Source organism: Mycobacteriales bacterium, assembly GCA_035550055.1.
Taxonomy (GTDB): domain Bacteria; phylum Actinomycetota; class Actinomycetes; order JAFAQI01; family JAFAQI01; genus DASZTV01.
Window position 1 is genome coordinate 122,368 of record DASZRO010000005.1, and the last position, 18,426, is coordinate 140,793.

General features: G+C 70.4%; 19 protein-coding genes. 7 read left to right on the plus strand and 12 right to left on the minus strand.

Annotated elements, in window-relative coordinates:
- Positions 1-10: 10 nt before the first annotated feature.
- The gene (locus VG899_00940; GenBank protein HWA64919.1) at positions 11-1,213 is read right to left on the minus strand and encodes a thiolase family protein; all 1,203 of its coding nucleotides are present in this window, start codon (positions 1,211-1,213) and stop codon (positions 11-13) included.
- A 10-nt stretch (positions 1,214-1,223) separates the two neighbouring features.
- On the minus strand, positions 1,224-1,631 hold the full coding sequence (locus VG899_00945) for an OB-fold domain-containing protein (protein HWA64920.1): 408 nt from the start codon (positions 1,629-1,631) through the stop codon (positions 1,224-1,226).
- Between the two features lie 82 nt (positions 1,632-1,713).
- On the opposite strand from VG899_00945, the gene VG899_00950 reads away from it, so the two are divergent.
- Positions 1,714-2,028 (plus strand): hypothetical protein, encoded by a 315-nt coding sequence (locus tag VG899_00950; protein ID HWA64921.1) that lies wholly within the window; start codon positions 1,714-1,716, stop codon positions 2,026-2,028.
- Between the two features lie 7 nt (positions 2,029-2,035).
- Complete coding sequence (locus VG899_00955) at positions 2,036-2,875, plus strand: alpha/beta hydrolase (protein ID HWA64922.1); 840 nt, start codon at positions 2,036-2,038, stop codon at positions 2,873-2,875.
- On the opposite strand, the gene VG899_00960 is transcribed toward VG899_00955, so the two are convergent.
- The gene (locus VG899_00960) at positions 2,855-3,148 is read right to left on the minus strand and encodes a YdeI/OmpD-associated family protein (protein ID HWA64923.1); all 294 of its coding nucleotides are present in this window, start codon (positions 3,146-3,148) and stop codon (positions 2,855-2,857) included. The two genes, VG899_00955 and VG899_00960, sit on opposite strands and share 21 nt — an antisense overlap.
- 39 nt (positions 3,149-3,187) lie before the next feature.
- Here VG899_00960 and VG899_00965 point away from each other — a divergent pair, with 39 nt between their 5' ends.
- Positions 3,188-4,063, plus strand: a complete 876-nt coding sequence (locus tag VG899_00965; GenBank protein HWA64924.1) for an alpha/beta hydrolase — start codon at positions 3,188-3,190, stop codon at positions 4,061-4,063.
- An 11-nt stretch (positions 4,064-4,074) separates the two neighbouring features.
- On the opposite strand, the gene VG899_00970 is transcribed toward VG899_00965, so the two are convergent.
- A complete protein-coding gene (locus VG899_00970) occupies positions 4,075-5,280 on the minus strand; it encodes a CoA transferase (GenBank protein ID HWA64925.1) in 1,206 nt (401 codons plus the stop codon).
- Positions 5,281-5,299: 19 nt separating this feature from the next.
- Between VG899_00970 and VG899_00975 the strand changes: the two genes are divergently transcribed.
- Entirely contained in the window at positions 5,300-6,340 is a 1,041-nt protein-coding gene (locus VG899_00975; GenBank protein HWA64926.1) for an NAD(P)-dependent alcohol dehydrogenase, read from the plus strand.
- Here VG899_00975 and VG899_00980 read toward each other — a convergent pair.
- The 3 genes from VG899_00980 to bioB all read right to left on the minus strand — a co-directional run bounded on the left by VG899_00980 (position 6,307) and on the right by bioB (position 8,211).
- Positions 6,307-6,846, minus strand: coding sequence for a hypothetical protein (locus VG899_00980; GenBank protein ID HWA64927.1), 540 nt, complete (start codon positions 6,844-6,846; stop codon positions 6,307-6,309). The two genes, VG899_00975 and VG899_00980, sit on opposite strands and share 34 nt — an antisense overlap.
- 137 nt (positions 6,847-6,983) lie before the next feature.
- Positions 6,984-7,184: a hypothetical protein gene (locus VG899_00985; GenBank protein ID HWA64928.1), complete on the minus strand. Its 201-nt coding sequence runs from the start codon at positions 7,182-7,184 to the stop codon at positions 6,984-6,986.
- Positions 7,185-7,200: 16 nt separating this feature from the next.
- Positions 7,201-8,211, minus strand: coding sequence for a biotin synthase BioB (bioB, locus tag VG899_00990; GenBank protein ID HWA64929.1), 1,011 nt, complete (start codon positions 8,209-8,211; stop codon positions 7,201-7,203).
- A gap of 67 nt (positions 8,212-8,278) precedes the next feature.
- Between bioB and VG899_00995 the strand changes: the two genes are divergently transcribed.
- Positions 8,279-9,022 (plus strand): ParA family protein, encoded by a 744-nt coding sequence (locus VG899_00995; GenBank protein ID HWA64930.1) that lies wholly within the window; start codon positions 8,279-8,281, stop codon positions 9,020-9,022.
- A 19-nt stretch (positions 9,023-9,041) separates the two neighbouring features.
- On the opposite strand, the gene VG899_01000 is transcribed toward VG899_00995, so the two are convergent.
- Positions 9,042-10,799 carry an NHL repeat-containing protein gene (locus tag VG899_01000; GenBank protein HWA64931.1) on the minus strand — a complete coding sequence of 586 codons (1,758 nt, stop codon included), beginning with the start codon at positions 10,797-10,799 and terminating at the stop codon, positions 9,042-9,044.
- Positions 10,800-10,926: 127 nt separating this feature from the next.
- On the opposite strand from VG899_01000, the gene VG899_01005 reads away from it, so the two are divergent.
- Both VG899_01005 and VG899_01010 read left to right on the plus strand, forming a co-directional pair.
- Positions 10,927-11,649 carry a pyrimidine reductase family protein gene (locus tag VG899_01005; protein ID HWA64932.1) on the plus strand — a complete coding sequence of 241 codons (723 nt, stop codon included), beginning with the start codon at positions 10,927-10,929 and terminating at the stop codon, positions 11,647-11,649.
- Positions 11,650-11,757: 108 nt separating this feature from the next.
- Positions 11,758-12,477 (plus strand): GAF and ANTAR domain-containing protein, encoded by a 720-nt coding sequence (locus VG899_01010; GenBank protein HWA64933.1) that lies wholly within the window; start codon positions 11,758-11,760, stop codon positions 12,475-12,477.
- Between the two features lie 77 nt (positions 12,478-12,554).
- On the opposite strand, the gene VG899_01015 is transcribed toward VG899_01010, so the two are convergent.
- The 4 genes from VG899_01015 to VG899_01030 form a co-directional block, all read right to left on the minus strand.
- On the minus strand, positions 12,555-12,995 hold the full coding sequence (locus tag VG899_01015) for a response regulator (GenBank protein ID HWA64934.1): 441 nt from the start codon (positions 12,993-12,995) through the stop codon (positions 12,555-12,557).
- Positions 12,995-14,587 carry an ATP-binding protein gene (locus tag VG899_01020; GenBank protein ID HWA64935.1) on the minus strand — a complete coding sequence of 531 codons (1,593 nt, stop codon included), beginning with the start codon at positions 14,585-14,587 and terminating at the stop codon, positions 12,995-12,997. Before VG899_01020 ends, VG899_01015 begins: the two co-directional genes overlap by 1 nt.
- Positions 14,575-15,744, minus strand: a complete 1,170-nt coding sequence (locus tag VG899_01025; protein HWA64936.1) for a SpoIIE family protein phosphatase — start codon at positions 15,742-15,744, stop codon at positions 14,575-14,577. The genes VG899_01020 and VG899_01025 overlap by 13 nt, the downstream gene beginning before the upstream one ends.
- Positions 15,745-15,894: 150 nt before the next feature.
- Complete coding sequence (locus VG899_01030; protein ID HWA64937.1) at positions 15,895-18,420, minus strand: GH92 family glycosyl hydrolase; 2,526 nt, start codon at positions 18,418-18,420, stop codon at positions 15,895-15,897.
- Between the last annotated feature and the right edge of the window lie 6 nt (positions 18,421-18,426).

Here is an 18,426-nt window from a genome sequence, read left to right on the forward strand (position 1 = left end):
GCGCCGCGGGTCAGGCGGCGACCTTCTCGAGGATGTGTACGCCGCACGCCGAACCGAGTCCGATGACGTGCGCCAGCCCGAGCCGGGCACCTTCGATCTGGCGATCGCCGGCCTCACCGCGCAGGTGATGGCAGATCTCCCACACGTTGGCGATCCCGGTCGCAGCAATCGGGTGACCCTTCGACTGCAGCCCGCCCGACACGTTGACCGGCGTCGAGCCGGTACGGTGCGCGGCGCCCGATTCGAAGAAGTCGACCGCGTTGCCTTCGCTACAGAGCATCAGGTTGTCGTAGTGCACCAGCTCTGCGGTCGCGAAGCAGTCGTGGAGCTCGACCAGGTCGAGGTCCTCCGGCCCGATGCCGGCCTTTTCATACGCCTGCTTCGCTGCGTTGCGGGTCAGTGTGTTGACGTTCGGCAGCACCTGGCAGCCGGACTCGTACGGATCGGTCGTGAGGACGGACGCCGCGATCCGGATCGCCCGCGCCTGCTGCTCGCTCGACAGCGTCTTCAGCTTCTCGTCGCTGACCACGACCGCCGCCGCCGCCCCGTCACAGTTCGCCGAGCACATCGGTCGGGTGTTCGGGTAGGCGATCATCATGTCGCCCATGATCTGCTCGAGCGACATCGCCTTGTTGTAGGCGGCGAGCGGGTTCAGCGTCGAGTGCATGTGGTTCTTCTCGCTGATGCGCGCGAAGAGCTCGAAGCTGACGCCGCCGTACTTGTGGCCGTACTCCATCCCGATCTGGGCGAAGGTGCCGGGCATGTTCTCGGTGCCGACCCGGCCGTCGAGACCCATGATCGCGCCCTGCCGACCGGACGGCTGCCAGGTGTCGCCCTGCTCCTTGCCGCCGCGTACGCCGAGCAGGCCGGCGCCCGACAGCTTCTCGACGCCCACCGCGAGACCCATCTCCACCTCGCCCGCCTTGATCGCCATGATCGCGGTGCGCAGCGCGGTCGCGCCGGTCGCGCAGGCGTTCGCGACGTTGTAGACGGGCATGCCGGTCTGACCGATCTGCTTCTGCAGCTGCTGGCCGAGGGCGCCGCCGCCCATCAGGTTGCCGGCGGCGAGCACGCCGATGTCGCGCATCGACACCCCGCCGTCAGCCAGCGCGCCGCGCGCCGCCTGCGCGGCAAGCCCGACCGAGTCGATCTCGGGGTGCTTGCCGAACTTGGTCATCGTGATCCCGAGGATCCAGACGTCGCCGCTAGCCATCGTTGTCTCCTTACGCGGGCGCGAACCCGAAGCCGACTGCCTCGGTTCCCGCGCTGTCGGTGCCGAGTGAGTACGTCGTGAGCGCGACCTTCATGCCGAGCGTCACGTGCTCGGGGTCAGGTGGTACGTCACGCAGGTTGCCGCGGACCGGGGTGCCGTCGCAGTCGATCACCGCGGCGACGAACGGCGCCTCCACCCCGGGCGGGGCGTAGGACACGATCGTGAAAGCCGTGACCTCGCCTGTCGTCGCCACGTCGACAACCGTGAAGTCGGCCTCGAAGCAGCTCGCACAGGCGTCGCGATGGTCGAAGTACCGAGCGCCGCAGTGGGTGCACTCCTGCGCGACGAGATGCGGCTGCGGATCCAGCACGAGGTAGTCGACGAGCGGGATCCGGGCGGGGGTATCAGTAGCAGTCATCAGATGGCATCATCACACAGACACCGATTCACTACGAGCCCGTAGTACCGCCACCGCGGCGGTCACCCATGAGGAGCAGCAAGTGCCACTCAAGTCAGGACAGCGGCTGCGCAGCCAGGTCTGCACCACCGAGGTCATCGTCGTACGCGTGCCCGCCGACGACCTCGAGCTCTCCTGCGGTGGCTCGCCGATGGTCGAGCTGGGCACCGACGTACCCGAGGGCGCTACGCCGGCCCCCGGCCTCGACGAAGGCACCCTGCTCGGCAAGCGCTACACGACCGACGACGCCGACGGCACCCTCGAACTGCTGGTGACCAAGGGCGGCGACGGGACCCTAACCGGCAACGGCGTACCCCTCGTCACCAAAGAGTCGAAGCCGCTGCCGTCGAGCGACTAGCTCCTCAGTGACTGCGCCACGCTGGTTCACCGACGCGATCGCTCAGCGGCCGGAGCACCACGACGTCGAGGTCAAGGGCGCCCGGATCCACTACCGGGCGTGGGGCCCGAAGGGCGCACCCGGCATCGCCCTGCTGCACGGCGGCGCGGCGCACTCCGGGTGGTGGGACCACGTCGCGCCGCAGCTCGCCGACGGCTACCGGGTCATCGCGGCCGACCTCAGCGGACACGGCGACAGCGCGTGGAAGGCGGAGTACGACCGCTCGGACTGGGCGCGCGAGGTGGTCGGGGCGGTCCGCGCCGAAGGGCTCGACCCGGCGCTGTTCATCGGCCACAGCATGGGCGGGTGGGTGTCGGTGTTTGCCGGCGTCCTCGAGCCGGACGCGGTGCGGGCGATCATCGCCATCGACTCGCCGCTGACTGAAGCGCCTCCCGAAGAAGCGCCCATCGCGGCGCGCCCGCCGACGAAGATCTACCCGTCCCTCGAGGTCGCGGTTTCGAAGTTCCGGACCGTCCCCGCGCAGGACGGGAACCTTCCCTACGTCGAGCAGCACGTCGCGCTCGAGTCGCTGCATCAGGTCGACGGTGGCTGGACCTGGAAGTTCGACCCGGGGCTGTTCGGCCAGCGCGGTTGGGTGCGCGATTTGATCCCGCAGCTGAAGGCGCCGTTGACGCTGGTCCGCTGCGAGCACGGCATGTGCGACGCGGCGATGGCGAAGCGGATCGACGAGTTGCACCCGGACGGCATCACCGTCGTCGAGCTGCCCGGCGCCGGCCACCACGCGATGTTCGACCAGCCGATGGCGCTGATCGAAACCCTCCGCGAGCTACTCGCCGACGATCGCTAGCGGATCGGCCTTGCCGTTATGCACCCGGTGCTTGCAGCCCGGCCAGCAGCACGGGCGCTTCATGCCGTCCTCGAGCTCTTCCTGGGTACGGCGGATCCGGCGCTCCCGGGTCTTCTGCTGCTTGGCCTCCTCGACCCAGCAAATGAACTCGTTGCGGCCGAGCGGCGTACACGCATTCCACAGTTCGAGCGCCGCGGGATTGGCGAGCAACGCAGTGCGCAGATCGGCGGGTAGCGGGTGCACCACACCGCCGGAAACCCGCCGACCGCCCACGCCAGCCACGCTAGCGTCTGGGCCAACGTCGGAGACTGCGTGAGCGCAGAGGTCGAAGGCACGATCGAGGCCGGGGACGGCCGGCAGGTCACGTACCTGGCGCGTGGTCCCGCGGACGGACGTGCCGTCCTCTACCTGCACGGGATGCCGAGCAGCCGCCTCGAGCAACGACTGTTTCCCGATGACGCCCTCGCGCAAGCCGGGATACGCCTCATCAGTTTCGATCGGCCCGGATGGGGCCGGACCGACGCCGTTCCAGGAGACCGGATCGCCCGCAGTCGCGATGCGCTCGCCGTCGCGGACCATTTCGGCCTCGCCCAGTTCTCGCTGATGGCGGTGTCGGCCGGAGGCACCTACGGCCTCACACTCGCGGCGTCAGCACCCGAGCGGGTCACCCGCGTGCTGCTCGTTTCCGCGCAGCTCCCCTACGACGACGATGCCGCGATCGCGACGATGCAGCCCGACCAGCTCGCGCTCGTCCCGGTGGCGCGCCTCGGGCGCACCGCCGAACTGGTTGCCGGCTGCGAGGCCTACCGAAGGGCAATGCTCGACGACGTCGTCGGTCGGTTCTGGCCGTCGCTCGCGACGCTGTCGGAGGCCGAGCGCGCATTCGTGGCGCAGCCATGGCTCAGCGGAGCACTCATCGCCGAAATCGCGGAGGGGCTGCGGATCAGCGCCGAGGGGCTGGTCGACGACCTGTTGAGCTGGCCGACCCCGCTCGAGGTCGATCCGCGATCGATCGCCTGTCCCGTCGTTGCGATGCACGGCACGGCCGACGACTGGGAGCCGCTGCCGAACCTCAGGCGAATCCTCGAGCGCATGCCGCAGGCCGAAGTTCGGCTCTGTCGAGGGATGAATCACTTCGGCCCGCTCTTGGAGGCTGCAGCGACACTGGCCCTCGCGGTAGCCGACTGACGCGCGTCGCCTCAGCCGAGGGCGCCGGAATCCCGGTAGGTCGTGATCTGGTCCCAGTCGAGGCCGGCGTCCAGGAGGACCTCTTCGGTGTGCTGGCCGAGCTCGGGGGCGGCACGCCCGGACGACGACGGTTGGCCGTCGAACTGGTACGGCGGCGCCACCACGCGAAACGTCCGGCCGTCTGAGGCGGTGAGCTCCGAGAGGTACTGGTTGGCGGCGACCTGTTCGTCGGCGTGAAGCTCCTCGAACGTCTGTGCCGCCGACCACACGCCGCTGAAGTTCGCGAGCGCCTCACGCCACTCCTCGACGGTCTTGCCGGCGAAGATCGCGTCGAGCTCGGCGACACATTCGCGACGGTTGCGGTAGCGCGCGGCCATGTCGACGTACCGCGGGTCGTCTGCGAGGTCCGAGCGTCCCATCAGCCCGCACAGCTCTGCCCAGAACCGATCCGCCTGTAGACAGACCAGCGAGATCCAGCGGTCGTCGGAGGTCCGGTAGAAGCTCGCGATCGGGTTGGCGGCGTTCTTGCGGTCGGCGCGGAACAGCTCGCCGGTGTAGGGCGCGGCGACGATGTCCGGGCTCATCGACCACATTCCCGTGTTGAGCAGCGACACGTCGACCACCGCTCCTCCGCCGGTGCGTTCGCGCTTGAACAACGCCATCGCGACCGCGCCCGCGATGTAGCTGGAGCCCTGTAGGTCGTAGAACGCGGCCGGTTGCATGGCGGGGCTTTCGGCATTTGCCTCGGTCAGCTTGTACATCGCGCCGCCGCCGGCCCACGCCGCCGCCGCGTCGTACCCACCGACGTCGACCTTGGGCCCGGTGCTCCCCCACCCCGACCCGCGCACGTAGACCAGCCGAGGGTTGACGGCGCGCAGGTCGTCGACGTCGATCTGCAGGCGCTCACGCAGCTTGGGCAGGTAGCTGGTCAGGAAGACATCGGCGGTCTCGACCAGCCGGTAGAGCAGCTCGCGTCCGCCCTCGCTCTGCAGGTCCAGCGTGACGCTGCGCTTGCCTCGGTTGGGGATCTCGATGAAGGGGTTGGGCCCGCCCTCGGCGGTGTTCAACAGGTTCATCAGTCCGCGCTGCGGATCACCGGCCGGCGGCTCGACCTTGATCACGTCGGCACCGAGGTCGGCCATGATTGCCCCCGCTCCCGGCACGAACGTCCAGGCGGCGACTTCAACGACGCGTACGCCGTCGAACGGTCCGGTCATCGCGCGTAGCGTAACCAGCATGAGCACTGTGACGGCGTGGGCGACGCCCGGACCGAAAGCTCCGTTCGAACGTACGACGATCGAGCGGCGTGATCCCGGCCCCCACGACGTGGTGATCGCGATCGCGTACGCCGGCATCTGCCACTCCGACATCCACACGGCGCGCGAGGAGTGGGGCAAGATCACGTTCCCGCTCGTGCCGGGGCACGAGATCGCCGGAGTCGTCGACGCCGTCGGCGACCAGGTGACCAAGCACGCGGTCGGCGATCGCGTCGGCGTCGGCTGCATGGTCGACTCCTGCCGCGAGTGCGAGAACTGCCGGGTCGGCGAAGAGCAGTACTGCGTGCCCGGCAACACCGGCACCTACAACGCCATCGACCGCTACGGCCGACCCACCGCGGGCGGGTACTCGAGCCACATCGTGGTCGACGAGCACTTCGTCGCCAAGATCCCGGACTCCCTCGAGCTGGACGTCGCCGCGCCGCTGCTGTGCGCCGGCATCACGCTCTACTCGCCGCTTCGGCACTGGGAGGCCGGGCCGGGCAAGCGGGTCGCGATCGTCGGCCTCGGCGGTCTCGGCCACATGGGGGTGAAGATCGCCAGTGCCCTCGGCGCCGACGTGACCGTCCTCTCGCAGACCGACGCGAAGAAAGCCGACGGTCTGGCGTTCGGCGCGAGCGACTACGTAGCGACCCGAGACCTCTCGGCACTGAAGGACCTCGAGAAGAGCTTCGATCTGATCGTCAACACGGTCTCCGCGCCGCTGCCGCTCGACGCCTATCTGTCACTGCTGCGTCTCGACGGCACGATGGTCAATGTCGGCGCACCGCCGGAACCGATGCCGGTGCGGTTCTACAACCTGATGACCAACCGGCGCCGGCTCGCCGGATCAGGCATCGGCGGCATGCGCGAGACCCAGGAGATGCTCGACTTCTGCGGCGACCACGGGATCGGCGCGCAGATCGAGACGATCTCGGCCGATCGGATCGACGAGGCCTACGACCGCGTCGTGGACAGCAACGTGCGCTACCGGTTCGTGATCGACACCGCGACGTTGTAGCGCCGGCGGTCGCCGATCAGGTACGACGTCGACCCGAAGACCAACACCACCAGCACCACCGCGAACCAGAAGCCGAGTGGCGGCGCCGGCGTGTCGGGCGACGGCGAGCCACCGGCGCTGCGCGCGACGGGACGTGGTGCCGCCGCGGCAACCCGCGGGCGAAGCGCCGACGGCAACGGACCGACCGGCACCACCGAGATCAGTCCGGGTGCGGTGACCGCAACCGGACCGGTGAGGGCTCGCGGCTGCCGTCGCACACGTCCGGGCGATGCCGCGGTCCTTACACCCTTCGGCGCGGCAGCCGAGCCGTCCCGACGCGCTTGCGGCGCCGCGTGATGACCGAGCGGCACGGTGATGGTCCCGAGCCGGCCGGGCAGCTCGATCGAGATCCGGGGCGGCAGGTGCAGCGGCCTGGCCGGTGCAGCGGCCGCGGGCGCCGGAAGCGCCAGGAGCAAGGCCGCGAAGCCACCCCACAGCGAAGCGGCGCGTAGCGGTCGACGCTTCACCGCACCCTCCCGTCCACCACCGGGGGAAGCGGCAGCATGCCCTGCGCAGGTCCGGCGTCGGGAGCAGCGTGGGTGCCTGCGCCGGTGGCCGCATCATGGCACGTACGGCGGCGGATGTCGGGGACCGTTCGGGGGACTCAGTCCGGCCTGTCGCGCCGAGGGTCAGGGCTGGTCTCCCCGTGGACCGAGCAGGTCGCGGTGTAGGACAACGGCGTCACCTGGACCACCATCCGCCGGCCGCACAACGCGCAGAACCGCGGCGGTTCGTACGGCGCTCGGCGCCGGCAACGATCGTGGACGTCGTCGGCGAGCTCCTTCCCGCAGCCGGTGCAGCGCATCCCGGACCAGCGAGCGCTACAGGGCGGAGGTGAGGGTCTTGATCGGCATCCGCAGCTCCTCGAGCAGCGCGAGGTCGGCGGCGGGGGGCCGGCCGAGCGTCGTCAGGTAGTTGCCGACGATGACCGCGTTGACCCCACCGAGCAGCCCGTCGCGGGTGCCGAGGTCACCGAGCGTGACCTCACGGCCACCGGCGAACCGAAGGATCGTCGACGGCAGGGCCAGCCGGAACGCGCCGACCGCTCGCAGCGCGTCCGTCGCCGAGAGCACCGGCAGGTCGGCGAACGGGGTGCCCGGTCGCGGGTCGAGGAAGTTCAACGGCACCTCGTCGGGCGCCACATCGGCCAGCTGGCTCGCCAGCTCCGCCCGCTGCTCGAGCGACTCGCCCATCCCGACGATCGCGCCGCAGCAGACCTCCATCCCGGCGCCACGCACCAGCTCGAGGGTGGCCCGCCGCTCCTCCCACGTGTGGGTCGTCACGACCGAGCCGAAGAACGACCGAGCGGTCTCCAGGTTGTGGTTGTAGCGATGCACTCCCATCCCGACCAGACGGTCGACGTCGTCGCTGGTCAGGATGCCGAGCGAGCACGCGATCTGTACGTCGTTGCCGTCCGCACGGATGGCCTCGATCGCGGCCTGCACGTCGTCGAGCAGCCGCTGGTCGGGGCCGCGCACCGCGGCGACGATGCAGAACTCGGTCGCACCGGTGTCGCGGGTCTCGCGCGCCGCGCGAACCAGCTCCGTCACGTCGAGCCGCGCCGCCCGAACCGGGGTCTCGAAGCGACCCGACTGCGAGCAGAAGTGGCAGTCCTCGGGACAACCACCGGTCTTGACGCTGACGATGCCCTCGACCTCGACGGCCTCGCCGCACCAGCGCTGCCGCACCTCGTGGGCGAGCTCGAGCAGTGCCGGGACCTGTTCATCCGGCAGCCGCAGGCACGCGAGGACACCGTCCGCGTCGAGGCCGGCGCCGGTCGGGAGCACCGTGGCGCGCGCATGGGCAAGGACAGCGGGTTCGCGCTCGGACACGGGCGACACCCTCTCAGACGGCCGAACCGGCAAGATCGTTAACCCAGCCGTGCGACCATCCCCCGTCGTGAAGGTCATCGCGAGCTATTCGGTGAAGGGCGGGGTCGGCAAGACGTCGGCGGCCGTCAACCTCGCCTGGCTCGCCGCCGGCAGCGGTCGGCGCACCCTGCTGTGGGACCTCGATCCGCAGGCGGCGGCCAGCTACCTGCTGCGCACCAAGCCGAAGGTGAAAGGCGGCAGCCGGAAGCTGCTCCAAGGCAAGAGCGAGGTGGCCGCGGCGATCCGGGCGACGGCAGACGACCTCCTCGACGTGCTGCCGGCCAGCGGCTCCTACGCCGCGACGGATCTCGACCTCGCGGCCGCGAAGAAGAGTGAGCAGCGGGTCAGCAAGGCGCTGGCTGAGGTCCGAGACGCCTACGACGTCGCGGTCCTCGACTGCCCGCCCGGGTTGACCCTGCTGTCGACCAACGTCGTCCGCGCCGCGGATCTGGTCCTGACGCCGATCGTGCCCTCACCGCTGTCGATGCGCACCCTCGACCAGCTCGTCGACCTGGTCTCCGAATGCGGCGGCAGTGCACGAATCCTCGCGTTCCTGTCGATGGTCGACCGCCGCAGAGCCTTGCACCGTGACGTGATCGAGCTGGTCCACGGCAGCTATGGCGACATCGCGGAGACCGTCGTTCCGCTGAGCGCCACGATCGAGCGGATGGGCCAGCGTCGGCGCCCAGTTGCGTCGTACGCCGCGAGCTCCCCGGCGACCGCGGCCTACCAGCAGCTCTGGGACGAGATCGTGGCGCGCCTGTCGTTGTGATCGTCCGACGCTGGGCCGGCTATCCGGCGGGTAGCACCGCGAGGTCGTACGGAGTGGTCCACGCGGCGGCGTCCGACCCGGCGGCGACGACCGTCGCGCTGCCGTGCGCGGGGATCTCCACGACGCGGTCGTTGCCTTTGCCCTGGTAGTCGCGAGTGTCGGCCACGAAGACGTTGCCGTGCGCGTCGACGGCAAGTCCGGCCACGAAGTCGAACCGCTTGCCGTTCACGACGGGGTCGATCGCCCTGGCGACGCCGTCGGAGGCCACCTCCACGACCCGGTGGTGCGAGGTGTCGGCGAGATAGAGGTCACCGGCCGCGTCCGACGCGATGCTGTAGGGCTTGCCGATCGGTTCGCCGTTCACTGTCGGCTCGATCACCCGCGGTGCACCACCGACGGGGACCTCGATGACGCGGGCGTGGCGGTACTCGGAGATGAAGACGTCGCCTGCGGCGTCGACCGCCGCTTCCTCCGGATCGTTGAGAGCGGCGCCGTCGACTCTGGGTGCGATCAGCTTCGGCGACCCGCCGCCGACCGGCACCTCCAGCACGCCCTTGTCGGGCGGGTCGGCGACGAACAAGTTGCCGGACGAGTCGACGGCGATGTCGCGGCTGACGACCGGGTCGCTGTCCGAGGTCGGGTACACAACCGCCGGCGCGCCACCACTGGCGGGTAGTTCGACGACCCGGGCGCGATACGCGTCAGCGACGAACAGGGCGCCGGCCGCGTCAACCGCGACTCCGTCCGGGTACACCCCGAAGCCGGCGACCGCTGGGCCGATCGCGTGCGGCGTGCCATGGGAAGGGATCTCGACGATGCGGCCGACGTCCAGCTGCGTGTAGTTGACGATGGCCGGTTGGGCGACGTACACGTCTCCCCCGCCGTCCACGGCGACGCCTTCGTCGTCGAGCAGCCGGGAGCCGGCGACCGTGGCGTGTATCGCACGCGGCTGGCCTGACACGGGCAGCTCGACGACCCGGCTGTGGCCGGAGTCGGCGATGAACAGGTCCCCGGCCGAATCGAGAGCGAGGCCGAGCGGGCGCAGCAGCGAGTTGCCGTGAACCGTGGGGTCGTACGCGGCGACCGCCGCGCCACCCGTCACCGCCACGACGCGCTGGTGACCCTGGTCCGAGACATACAGGGTCCCGTCGCGCGCAACGACCACACCTGCCGGGTGAAGCAAGCCTGCGCCGGCCACCGTGGTGTCGATCACCTTCGGCTTGCCGTGCCGCGGCACCTCGACCACCCGGCTGTGGGCCGTGTCGGCGACGAACAAGTCGCCGGCGCCGTCCACCGCAACCCCGCGCGGCCTGCGCAGCCGCTTGCCGGCGACCTTCGGGTCGAGCGCTGACGGCACCCCGTGTGCCGGCACCTCGACCACCCGACTGTTGAACGTGTCCGCGATGAACAGGTCCCCTGCGGCGTCGACCGCAACGCCGCACGGCTGGTCGAGATTTTTGCCGTCGACGGTCGGTGAGATGACCGACTCGGCCCCCGTGGCCGCGATCTCCACGATGCGGCTGTTGCCCATGTCGGCGACGAACACGTCGCCGCCGCGATCGGCTGCGATTCCGTACGGCGTGTTCAGCCGCGGCAACACCGCGCTCACCCCTGGCGCGCCGACGACCTTCTCCCCGACCCCGCCGGGCCCGTCGATCACCAGCACATCGGGGGTAGCGGCCGATGCGGTCGGCGTCGAAGCGAAGGACTCCGGCACCACCGCGACCGTCGCCGCCAGCACGCCGAGCAGCAGGCACAACCGAGCGCGCGTCGTCATCACCTGCCCAGTATTCAGCCCCACCCTCGGCGAGAGCCATGGCCAACTCGGGTGGGTTTGCCCTAGTCATCCCCATCCAGCGGGTCGGTTACCGTCGCAGAGTGAGCGCGACGCTGGTGCCCGGCGCATGAGCGAGCTCGTGGCGATCCCGCTGCTGCCGGAGGACGTCGACGAGCTCGATCGCTACTACGGCGAGCCGTACGTCGGGGTGCGGGCGAACATGATCACCACACTCGACGGTGGTGCCGCGTTCAACGGCCGCACGAAGCCGGTCACCGACCCCGCCGACCAGGTGCTGCTCGGCCACCTGCGTTCATACGCCGACGTCGTTCTGGTCGGGTCGGCGACGGTGGCCGCCGAGCACTACGGCCCGGTGAAGCTGTCCGAGGAGCTCCAGGCGAAGCGCCGGGCCGCCGGCCACGATCCGCTGCCCCGGCTCGCGGTCGTGACCGCCCGCGGCGCCCTGTCACCGGAGCTGCGCATCTTCGCGGGCGAGGCCCGGCCGGTGATCATCACCACCGAGCAGACCGCCACCGCACAGCCGGCGCTGGGCGAGCTCGGCGACGTGCTCGTCGCGGGCGACACGGCGATCGAGCCCGCACGGATCATCGACGGGCTCCGCGAGGCGGGCCTCCCGCGGGTGCTCTGCGAAGGCGGCCCGTTCCTGCTCTCGACACTGATCGATGCCGAGCTCGTGGGCGACATGTGCCTGACCGTCTCGCCCTTCCTCACCGGGCTGCAGCCGACGACGCCGCAGCCGACGTCGTCCTTGACGGCACCCACCCGGTTGGAGCTGCGGCACGTGCTCACCCGCAACGGATTGCTGTATCTGCGCTACAGCCGGGAATGACTGAGGGGCTCGATTAGTCTCGGCAGCGATTCGTCAGGAGCGGCGAGTCATGACAGCGCAACCCGGGTCAAGCCGTCGGCCCTCGTACTCACCTGCGAGAGGCGATCAGTGACCGACCCCAGCACAGCCGCGGCGCCGAGCGAGATCGATGCGGCGTTCCAGGAGAGCGTCGCGTTGCTCGAGGTCTCCGACGACGTCGACGAGACGATGCGCCGCGTCGCCGCCGTCGCGTGCACGATGATCGACGGCTGCGAGTTCTGCAGCGTGTCGGAGCTGGTCGCTTCCGGCATCCGCACTCGCGGAGCGAACGACCCGCGAGCAGAGCAGGTGGACCGGATCCAGTACGACACCCAGCAGGGTCCATGCTGGGTCGCCGCGACCGAGCGCGAGCCGCTGGTCTACACCGCGGACACCTCGAAGGACCCGCGCTGGCCCGAGTTCTCCCGCCGGACGGCGGCGGAAGTGGGCATCTTCAGCCTGCTCGCCTGCCGGCTCGTCGTCGGTGATCCGCCGCGTGCACTCGGCGCGCTGAACATGTACGCCGCAGGACCGGACGCGTTCGACGGCGCCGACATGCAGGTCGCCATGCTGCTCTCCGCGGTCACCGGTGTACTGCTCGACGCCTCACAGCGCGAGGCCCAGCTGACCGCCGCCCTCGAGACCCGTGGGCTGATCGGACAGGCGATGGGGATCCTCATGGCGCAGTCCGACCTCACCGCCGACGAAGCCTTCGACCAGCTCCGGACGGCCTCACAGCGGATGAACATCAAGCTGCGGGATCTCGCCCGCTCGATCGCCGAGTCAAACGGCGGCAAGCGGGAAAACTAGCCGTTGCCTGCCCGCTCGCCGGGCGGGCGAAGGGACGGCGGTCGAGCAGACGGCCGCCGCCCCGCACACCCGTCCGGTCAGCGGCCCGGCAGCCGCACCACGGACACGAAGAAGTCGTCGATCTGGCGGACCACCGCGAGGAACCGCTCGAAGTCGACCGGCTTCGTCACGTAGGCGTTGGCGTGCAGCGAGTAGCTCGTCGAGACGTCTTCGGCGCTCTCCGACGTCGTCAGCACAACGACCGGAATGCTCCGCAAGCCCTCGTCCGCCTTGATCGCGGCGAGCACCTCGCGCCCGTCCATCCTCGGCAGGTTGAGGTCGAGCAGCACGAGATCCGGCGTCGGCGCATCGGCGTGGCGGCCCTCCTTGCGCAGGAACGCCATCGCCTCGACGCCGTTGGTGACGACGTGGAGCCGGTTTTGAACCTTGTTCTCCTCGAACGCCTCGCGGGTGATCGCGACGTCGCCGGGATCGTCCTCGACGAGCAGGACGTCGATGGTGCCGAGCACCTCGCGAATCACGATGCCTCCGGGTGGGACGGGGTGTACAGGGGTGCGGGTGCGACGCGACGGTCGACGACAGGCAGCGTCCAGCGGAACGCCGCGCCCCCGACGTGGTCGCGGTCGAGCCAGATGGTGCCGCCGTGGTGTTCGACGATGCGCTTGCACAGCGACAACCCGATGCCGGTGCCGGCGTACTCGTCCTTGCCGTGCAACCGCTGGAAGATCACGAAGATGCGATCGGCGTACTGCGGATCGATCCCGATCCCGTTGTCGGCACAGCACAGCTCCCACACCTGCCTGCGGCGCGTCGCGGTGATGGTGATCCGAAGCGGCACCTCGCCGCGGAACTTCACCGAGTTGCCGATCAGGTTCGCGAACAGCTGCGTCAGCAGCGCGGGATCACCCGGGACGGTGGGCAGCGGCTCGCGCACGATCTCGGCGTTGGCCTCGGCGATCGTCTCCGACAGGTTCTGCACAGCGGTGTCGAGAGCCCAGCCCAGGTCCACGTCGGCGAACGGTGCGCTGGATCGGCCCACTCGGGAGAACGCGAGCAGGTCGTTGATGAGCTGCTGCATCCGCTTCGCGCCGTCGACTGCGAATGCGATGTAGGAGTGGGCGCGCTCGTCGAGCTGGCCCTGGTAGCGCTGCTCGAGCAGCTGGCAGAAGCTCGCGACCTTGCGCAGCGGCTCCTGGAGGTCGTGAGAGGCGACGTAGGCGAACTGTTCGAGATCCCGGTTGGAGCGCGCCAGCTCCTCGGCGCGCGTCACCAGCTCGGCGCCGGCGCGTTCGAGCTCGACCCTCGCTTGCTCGACCTGTGCCAGGTGCGCGACGAGCTCGCGCCGCATGTTCTCGACGTCGCCGGCCACGGCGAGGATCTCGCGCGGGCCGCTGACGCGGACCTCGTGGTCGAGCTCGCCGGCCTGGACCAGCCGGGTCTCCCCGGCAAGTCCGGACAGCGGGTCGAGCACCCAGCGCCGCAGCGCAATCCACGCTGCCCCCGCTGCGAGCAGCACCATCACGACCGCGAACGCCACCGCGACGAACAGCAGAGTGGTCAGCGTCGTCAGCCGGTGGCTGGCGGCTTGCCGCTTCGCCACCAGCCGGTCGGAGAAGGTGCGGTACGCCGACCTGACGATGTCGAAGAGCTGCTTCCCGCGCAGCACGGTCGCCCGCGAGAGAACGGCACCAGGGTCGGTGCCGATCTGGCTGATGGCCGGCTCGGCCCACTCGTCGTACCAGCGGTTGCTGGCCGCATCCCATGCCCCCAGCGCCCTGATCGTGGCGCCGTCGCCATGGACCAGCCTGGTGACCGTGCGCTCGTCGGCGGCGTACGACGCGGACCGCAGGCTGTCCAGCGGCTGCAAGGTGGCGGGGTCGTGGGTCAGCGCGTAACCGCGTACGGCGGTCTCCGCGTCGACCTGGTCGACGAAGCGCGCGTTGGTGAGGGTCACCGCCCGGAAATAGCGATCGATCACCAGACGCTGCTGGGACCGGACGGCGACGAGTAGCGCGGCGGCGATCGCCACGACGACGAGGAGCACGAGCGCTCCGGTAACGCTTGCGACGGCGAGGCGACGTCGCAGCGACCAGGTGCTCAGGCTCGGCACTCGACCACCACGACCGCGACGTCGTCGACGAGCGGGGCGCCGTTGAGTCGCTGGGCACTGGCGATCATGTGGTCGACCAGCAGGGGCGTGCTGTCGAAGTCGTGACACTCCTCGGCGACGGTGAGCAGGCGTTCGACGCCGAGCCGGTCGCTGCCCTCACCGGTCCGGCCTTCGACCAGCCCGTCGGTGAACAGCATCAGCCGCCAGTTCTCGGGCAGCTCGAACGTGCGCCGCTCCCATCGCGAGTCCGGGATCAGCCCCAGGGGCGCGCCGACGCGGTCCGCGGGTAGCTGCGAGACGGGCGAACCGAGCATCAACGGCGCCGGATGACCGGCGAGGTGGAACGAACCGTGGCGGCGGTCCGGTTCGATCACCGCCGTGCACAAGGTCGCGAACGTCTCGTCATTGCGGCGTTCACTCGCCACCACCGCGTCGAGGATCGGCAGGACGTCGGCGTCGCTCGTCGCAGCCAGCACGAGTGTGCGCCAGGCGATGCGCAACGCGACCCCGAGGGCGGCCTCGTCGATGTCGTGACCCGAGACATCGCCGACCATGATGTGCAGCCGGCCGTCCTCGGTCTCGACCACGTCGAAGAAGTCACCGCCGAGCACCCCTTCATGGCCGGGCTGGTAGCGCGTCACGACCATGAGTCGCTTGTCGTCGACGATCGGCAGCGGCAGCAACCCCCACTGCAGCCGCTCGTTCTCGGCGGCGCGCAGCTCCGAGGCGTGCAGCCGGCGCAGCTGCTGCTCGGCGCGCTTGCGCTCGACGGAGTACTGGATCGACCGCCGCAGCAGCTGACCGTCGACCTGCCCTTTGATCAGGTAGTCCTGCGCACCGATCGACACCGCGGCCAGCCCGCTGTCTTCCTGGGCCAGCCCGGTCAGCACGATCACCGGCAGGTCCGGCGCGGCGTCGAGCACGGCACGCAAGGCACCCAGCCCGGTCGCGTCGGGCAGCCCGAGGTCGAACAGCACACAGTCGAAGTCGCCGGGCAGCGCCGCCAAGGCCGCTTCGAGCTTGGCGACGCTCTCGATGTGGATGGCCGGGTCGGTGTCGGAGAGCAGCTCCTTCACCAGCACCGCGTCGCCGAGGTCGTCCTCGACGAGGAGCACGGCCCGGCCCGCCACGGGCGGCAGCCCTGCTGCGTTGCTCACCCCACACTCCGCCTGGAACACGCCGCCGACGACGGCTTGGCTTGGACTGGACCGACCGGCTGGAGGCTCAACCGAGTGATCCCATTTTATGGGTGTTGCCCAGGTTTTCGCCTGGGCGACCCATCGCGGCCCGCCCACCCCGGCAAGCCGCTAGGAGTACGACGGGGGCGCGTCGGCCGGCCGGTCGGCCCAGGTGCCGGGAGCGGTCGCCGTCGCGATCCGAAGGGTCGCCCCTCGGCGGATCGCCGCGAAGTGCAGCCACGCCCGGCGCAGAGCGGAACCGTCCAGCTCAGCGGATGCGACGTACGGCGTGTTCCGGCTGGCGCCCGGCGCGAGGACCGTCAGCGACCGGCCGCGCGGCAGCACGATGACGACCCGCGAGAAGCGAGGCGCACCGACCGTCATCACGTCGTCGCCGGGTATGACGGGGTAGAGCCCGATCGCGTTCCAGACCCACCAGGAGGTCATGGTGCCGCCGTCGGTGTTGCCCGGGTAGCCGTCCGGCGTGGGCGCGTACATCTCGTCCATCGCACGGTGCACGACCGACTCGGCGAGATCCGGGCGGCCGGCCCAGAGGTATTCGTACGGAGTGTCGAGGCCCGGTTCGTTGCCGAGGAACGCGTACGGCGAGCTCGGTCCTGCGTTGAGCTTCGTGAACAGCGCGTCGAGCCGGTTCACCATCGCGGCGGGCCCGCCGAGCGCCTGCTCCACGCCTGCCACGTCGAACGGGACCATGAAGGTGTACTGGCTGGCGTCTCCCTCGACGAAGCCGGGCGCCGGTCCGGTCTTGCCGATGGGCAGGAACACCCCGGACAGGCTGCGTGGCTCGACGTAGCCGTCCGCCCGGTCGAAGTCCTCGCGCCACCAGCCGGCTCGTGACTGGAACCGGCCGGCGATCCCCGGCTCGTGCGCCGCGCGCGCAAGCCGGGACGTGGCGAAGTCGGCGGTGGCGTACTCCAACGAGGTCGAAGCGCTCCCCCACACCAGGTCGGGACTGGCGAGGAACTCGATGCCGCCGGTCGTGTTGGTCGAGGCGTCGAGCTCGGCCGGCACGTAGTGCAGCGCGAGGTAGGCGGGGTTCGCCGGGCGCTCGGCGTAGTAGCCACCCGCGAGGGTTTCCGGGTCCAGGACGCCGGCGAGCATCCGCGGTGACTCGTCGTCGACACCGTTGCTCGCTGCGCCGTGTACGGCGGCGGCCACGGCGGCACGCCGGCTGAAGCCGGTCACCCCGTACGCCTCGAGGTCGGCGAGGAACGGCACGGCCGGGTCACCGACCATGATGTCCGGGCTGCCGCCGACGACCGGCCATCGCGGCAGGAAGCCGGCGCTGCGCCAGTCGGCGATCAACGTCCGCGCCATGCCGGCGGCCTGGCGCGGGGCGAGGACGGCGAGCAGCTGAGCATGGGTGCGGTACTCGTCCCACAGGCTCATCTGGCTGAACGCGGTCCAGCCGTGCGCGCGATGGACCAGGCCGTCGATCCCCGGGTAGCGGCCGTCGACGTCGCTGATGACCTGCGGCGAAAGCAGCGACTGGTACAGCGTTGTGGCAAGCATCCGGCGGTCGACGGGTGCGCCGCCGGCGACCCGGATCCGGTTCATGAGCTCAGCCCAGTGGCGCGCGGTCGCGGCCTGCACGTCGGCGACCGACCGGCCGGCGACTTCTCGGGTGAGTGCCGCGCGCGCCCCGGCCATGCCGACGTAGGACATGCCGACCCGAACGCCGACGCTGCGGTCGGCGCGAAGCGGGAACCGCAGCACCGCGCCGGCCTGCGCCGTCGCGCTGAGTGAGTCGGGCAGCGGCGGGATGCCGGCGCCGGGCACGTCGCCGAGGCCGGTGGCAGCGCGGCTGCTGGCGTGGGTGCCGCCCTCCCGGAAGCCTTGCCGTTGCCACACGCCGAACGACCCGAACGCTCGGTCGAACCGGAGCACGACATGCAGGGTGTCGCCGACGGGCTGCTCGCAGAAGCGTCCCCCACGCACCGTGATGTCCACGCTGTGGCGGGCCGGCAGGATGCGGACGGCGGCCGCGGTGTCCGGGGTCTGACTGCCGCCGGCGTTGACGACGAGCGTGCCGGTCGATGCCGATCGCGGGAAGCTGAACCTGCCCGCCCCGGCCCTCGTTGCCGCTCCCAGGTCGACGCGGATGGCCTTGGTGGTGCCCGGGTTCAACGTGACCGAGTAGCGCCCCGGTGACGCTGACTCGTGGGCGTGGTCGAACGACGCCGTCAGGACCGGATCCGTCGCCGCGCTGAGCAGGCGCGCCGGGCTGGAGGAGATCGTCGCCGTCGTCGGCATGATCGGGACGTCACCGAAGCCGGTGCACCCGCCGCCTTGAAACCGGTTCAGGTCGAAGCCGACGATCTTGGTGTCGGAGTAGGTGTATCCGGCGCCGAACGCGACCGAGTCCGGACTGGTCCGCGGGCCCCACGACAGCATCCCGAACGGAGCGGTCGCGGCCGGGCTCATGTTGCCGGCGCTGCCTCCCGTGTGCTGGTCGGCGAGGGTGGTGTCGGTTCCGGCGAAGACGTTCGCCAGCCGGACGAGCTGAGCGCCCGTGGTGAGCCGGCCGACGTGCGGAACGCGCTCGTGCTTCGCGGCAGGCCACGCGTTGGCATAGAGGGGCGACGCGGCCACCAACCCGACGGTGACGAGCGCGGCAACGACCCGAAAGCGCATGGCCGG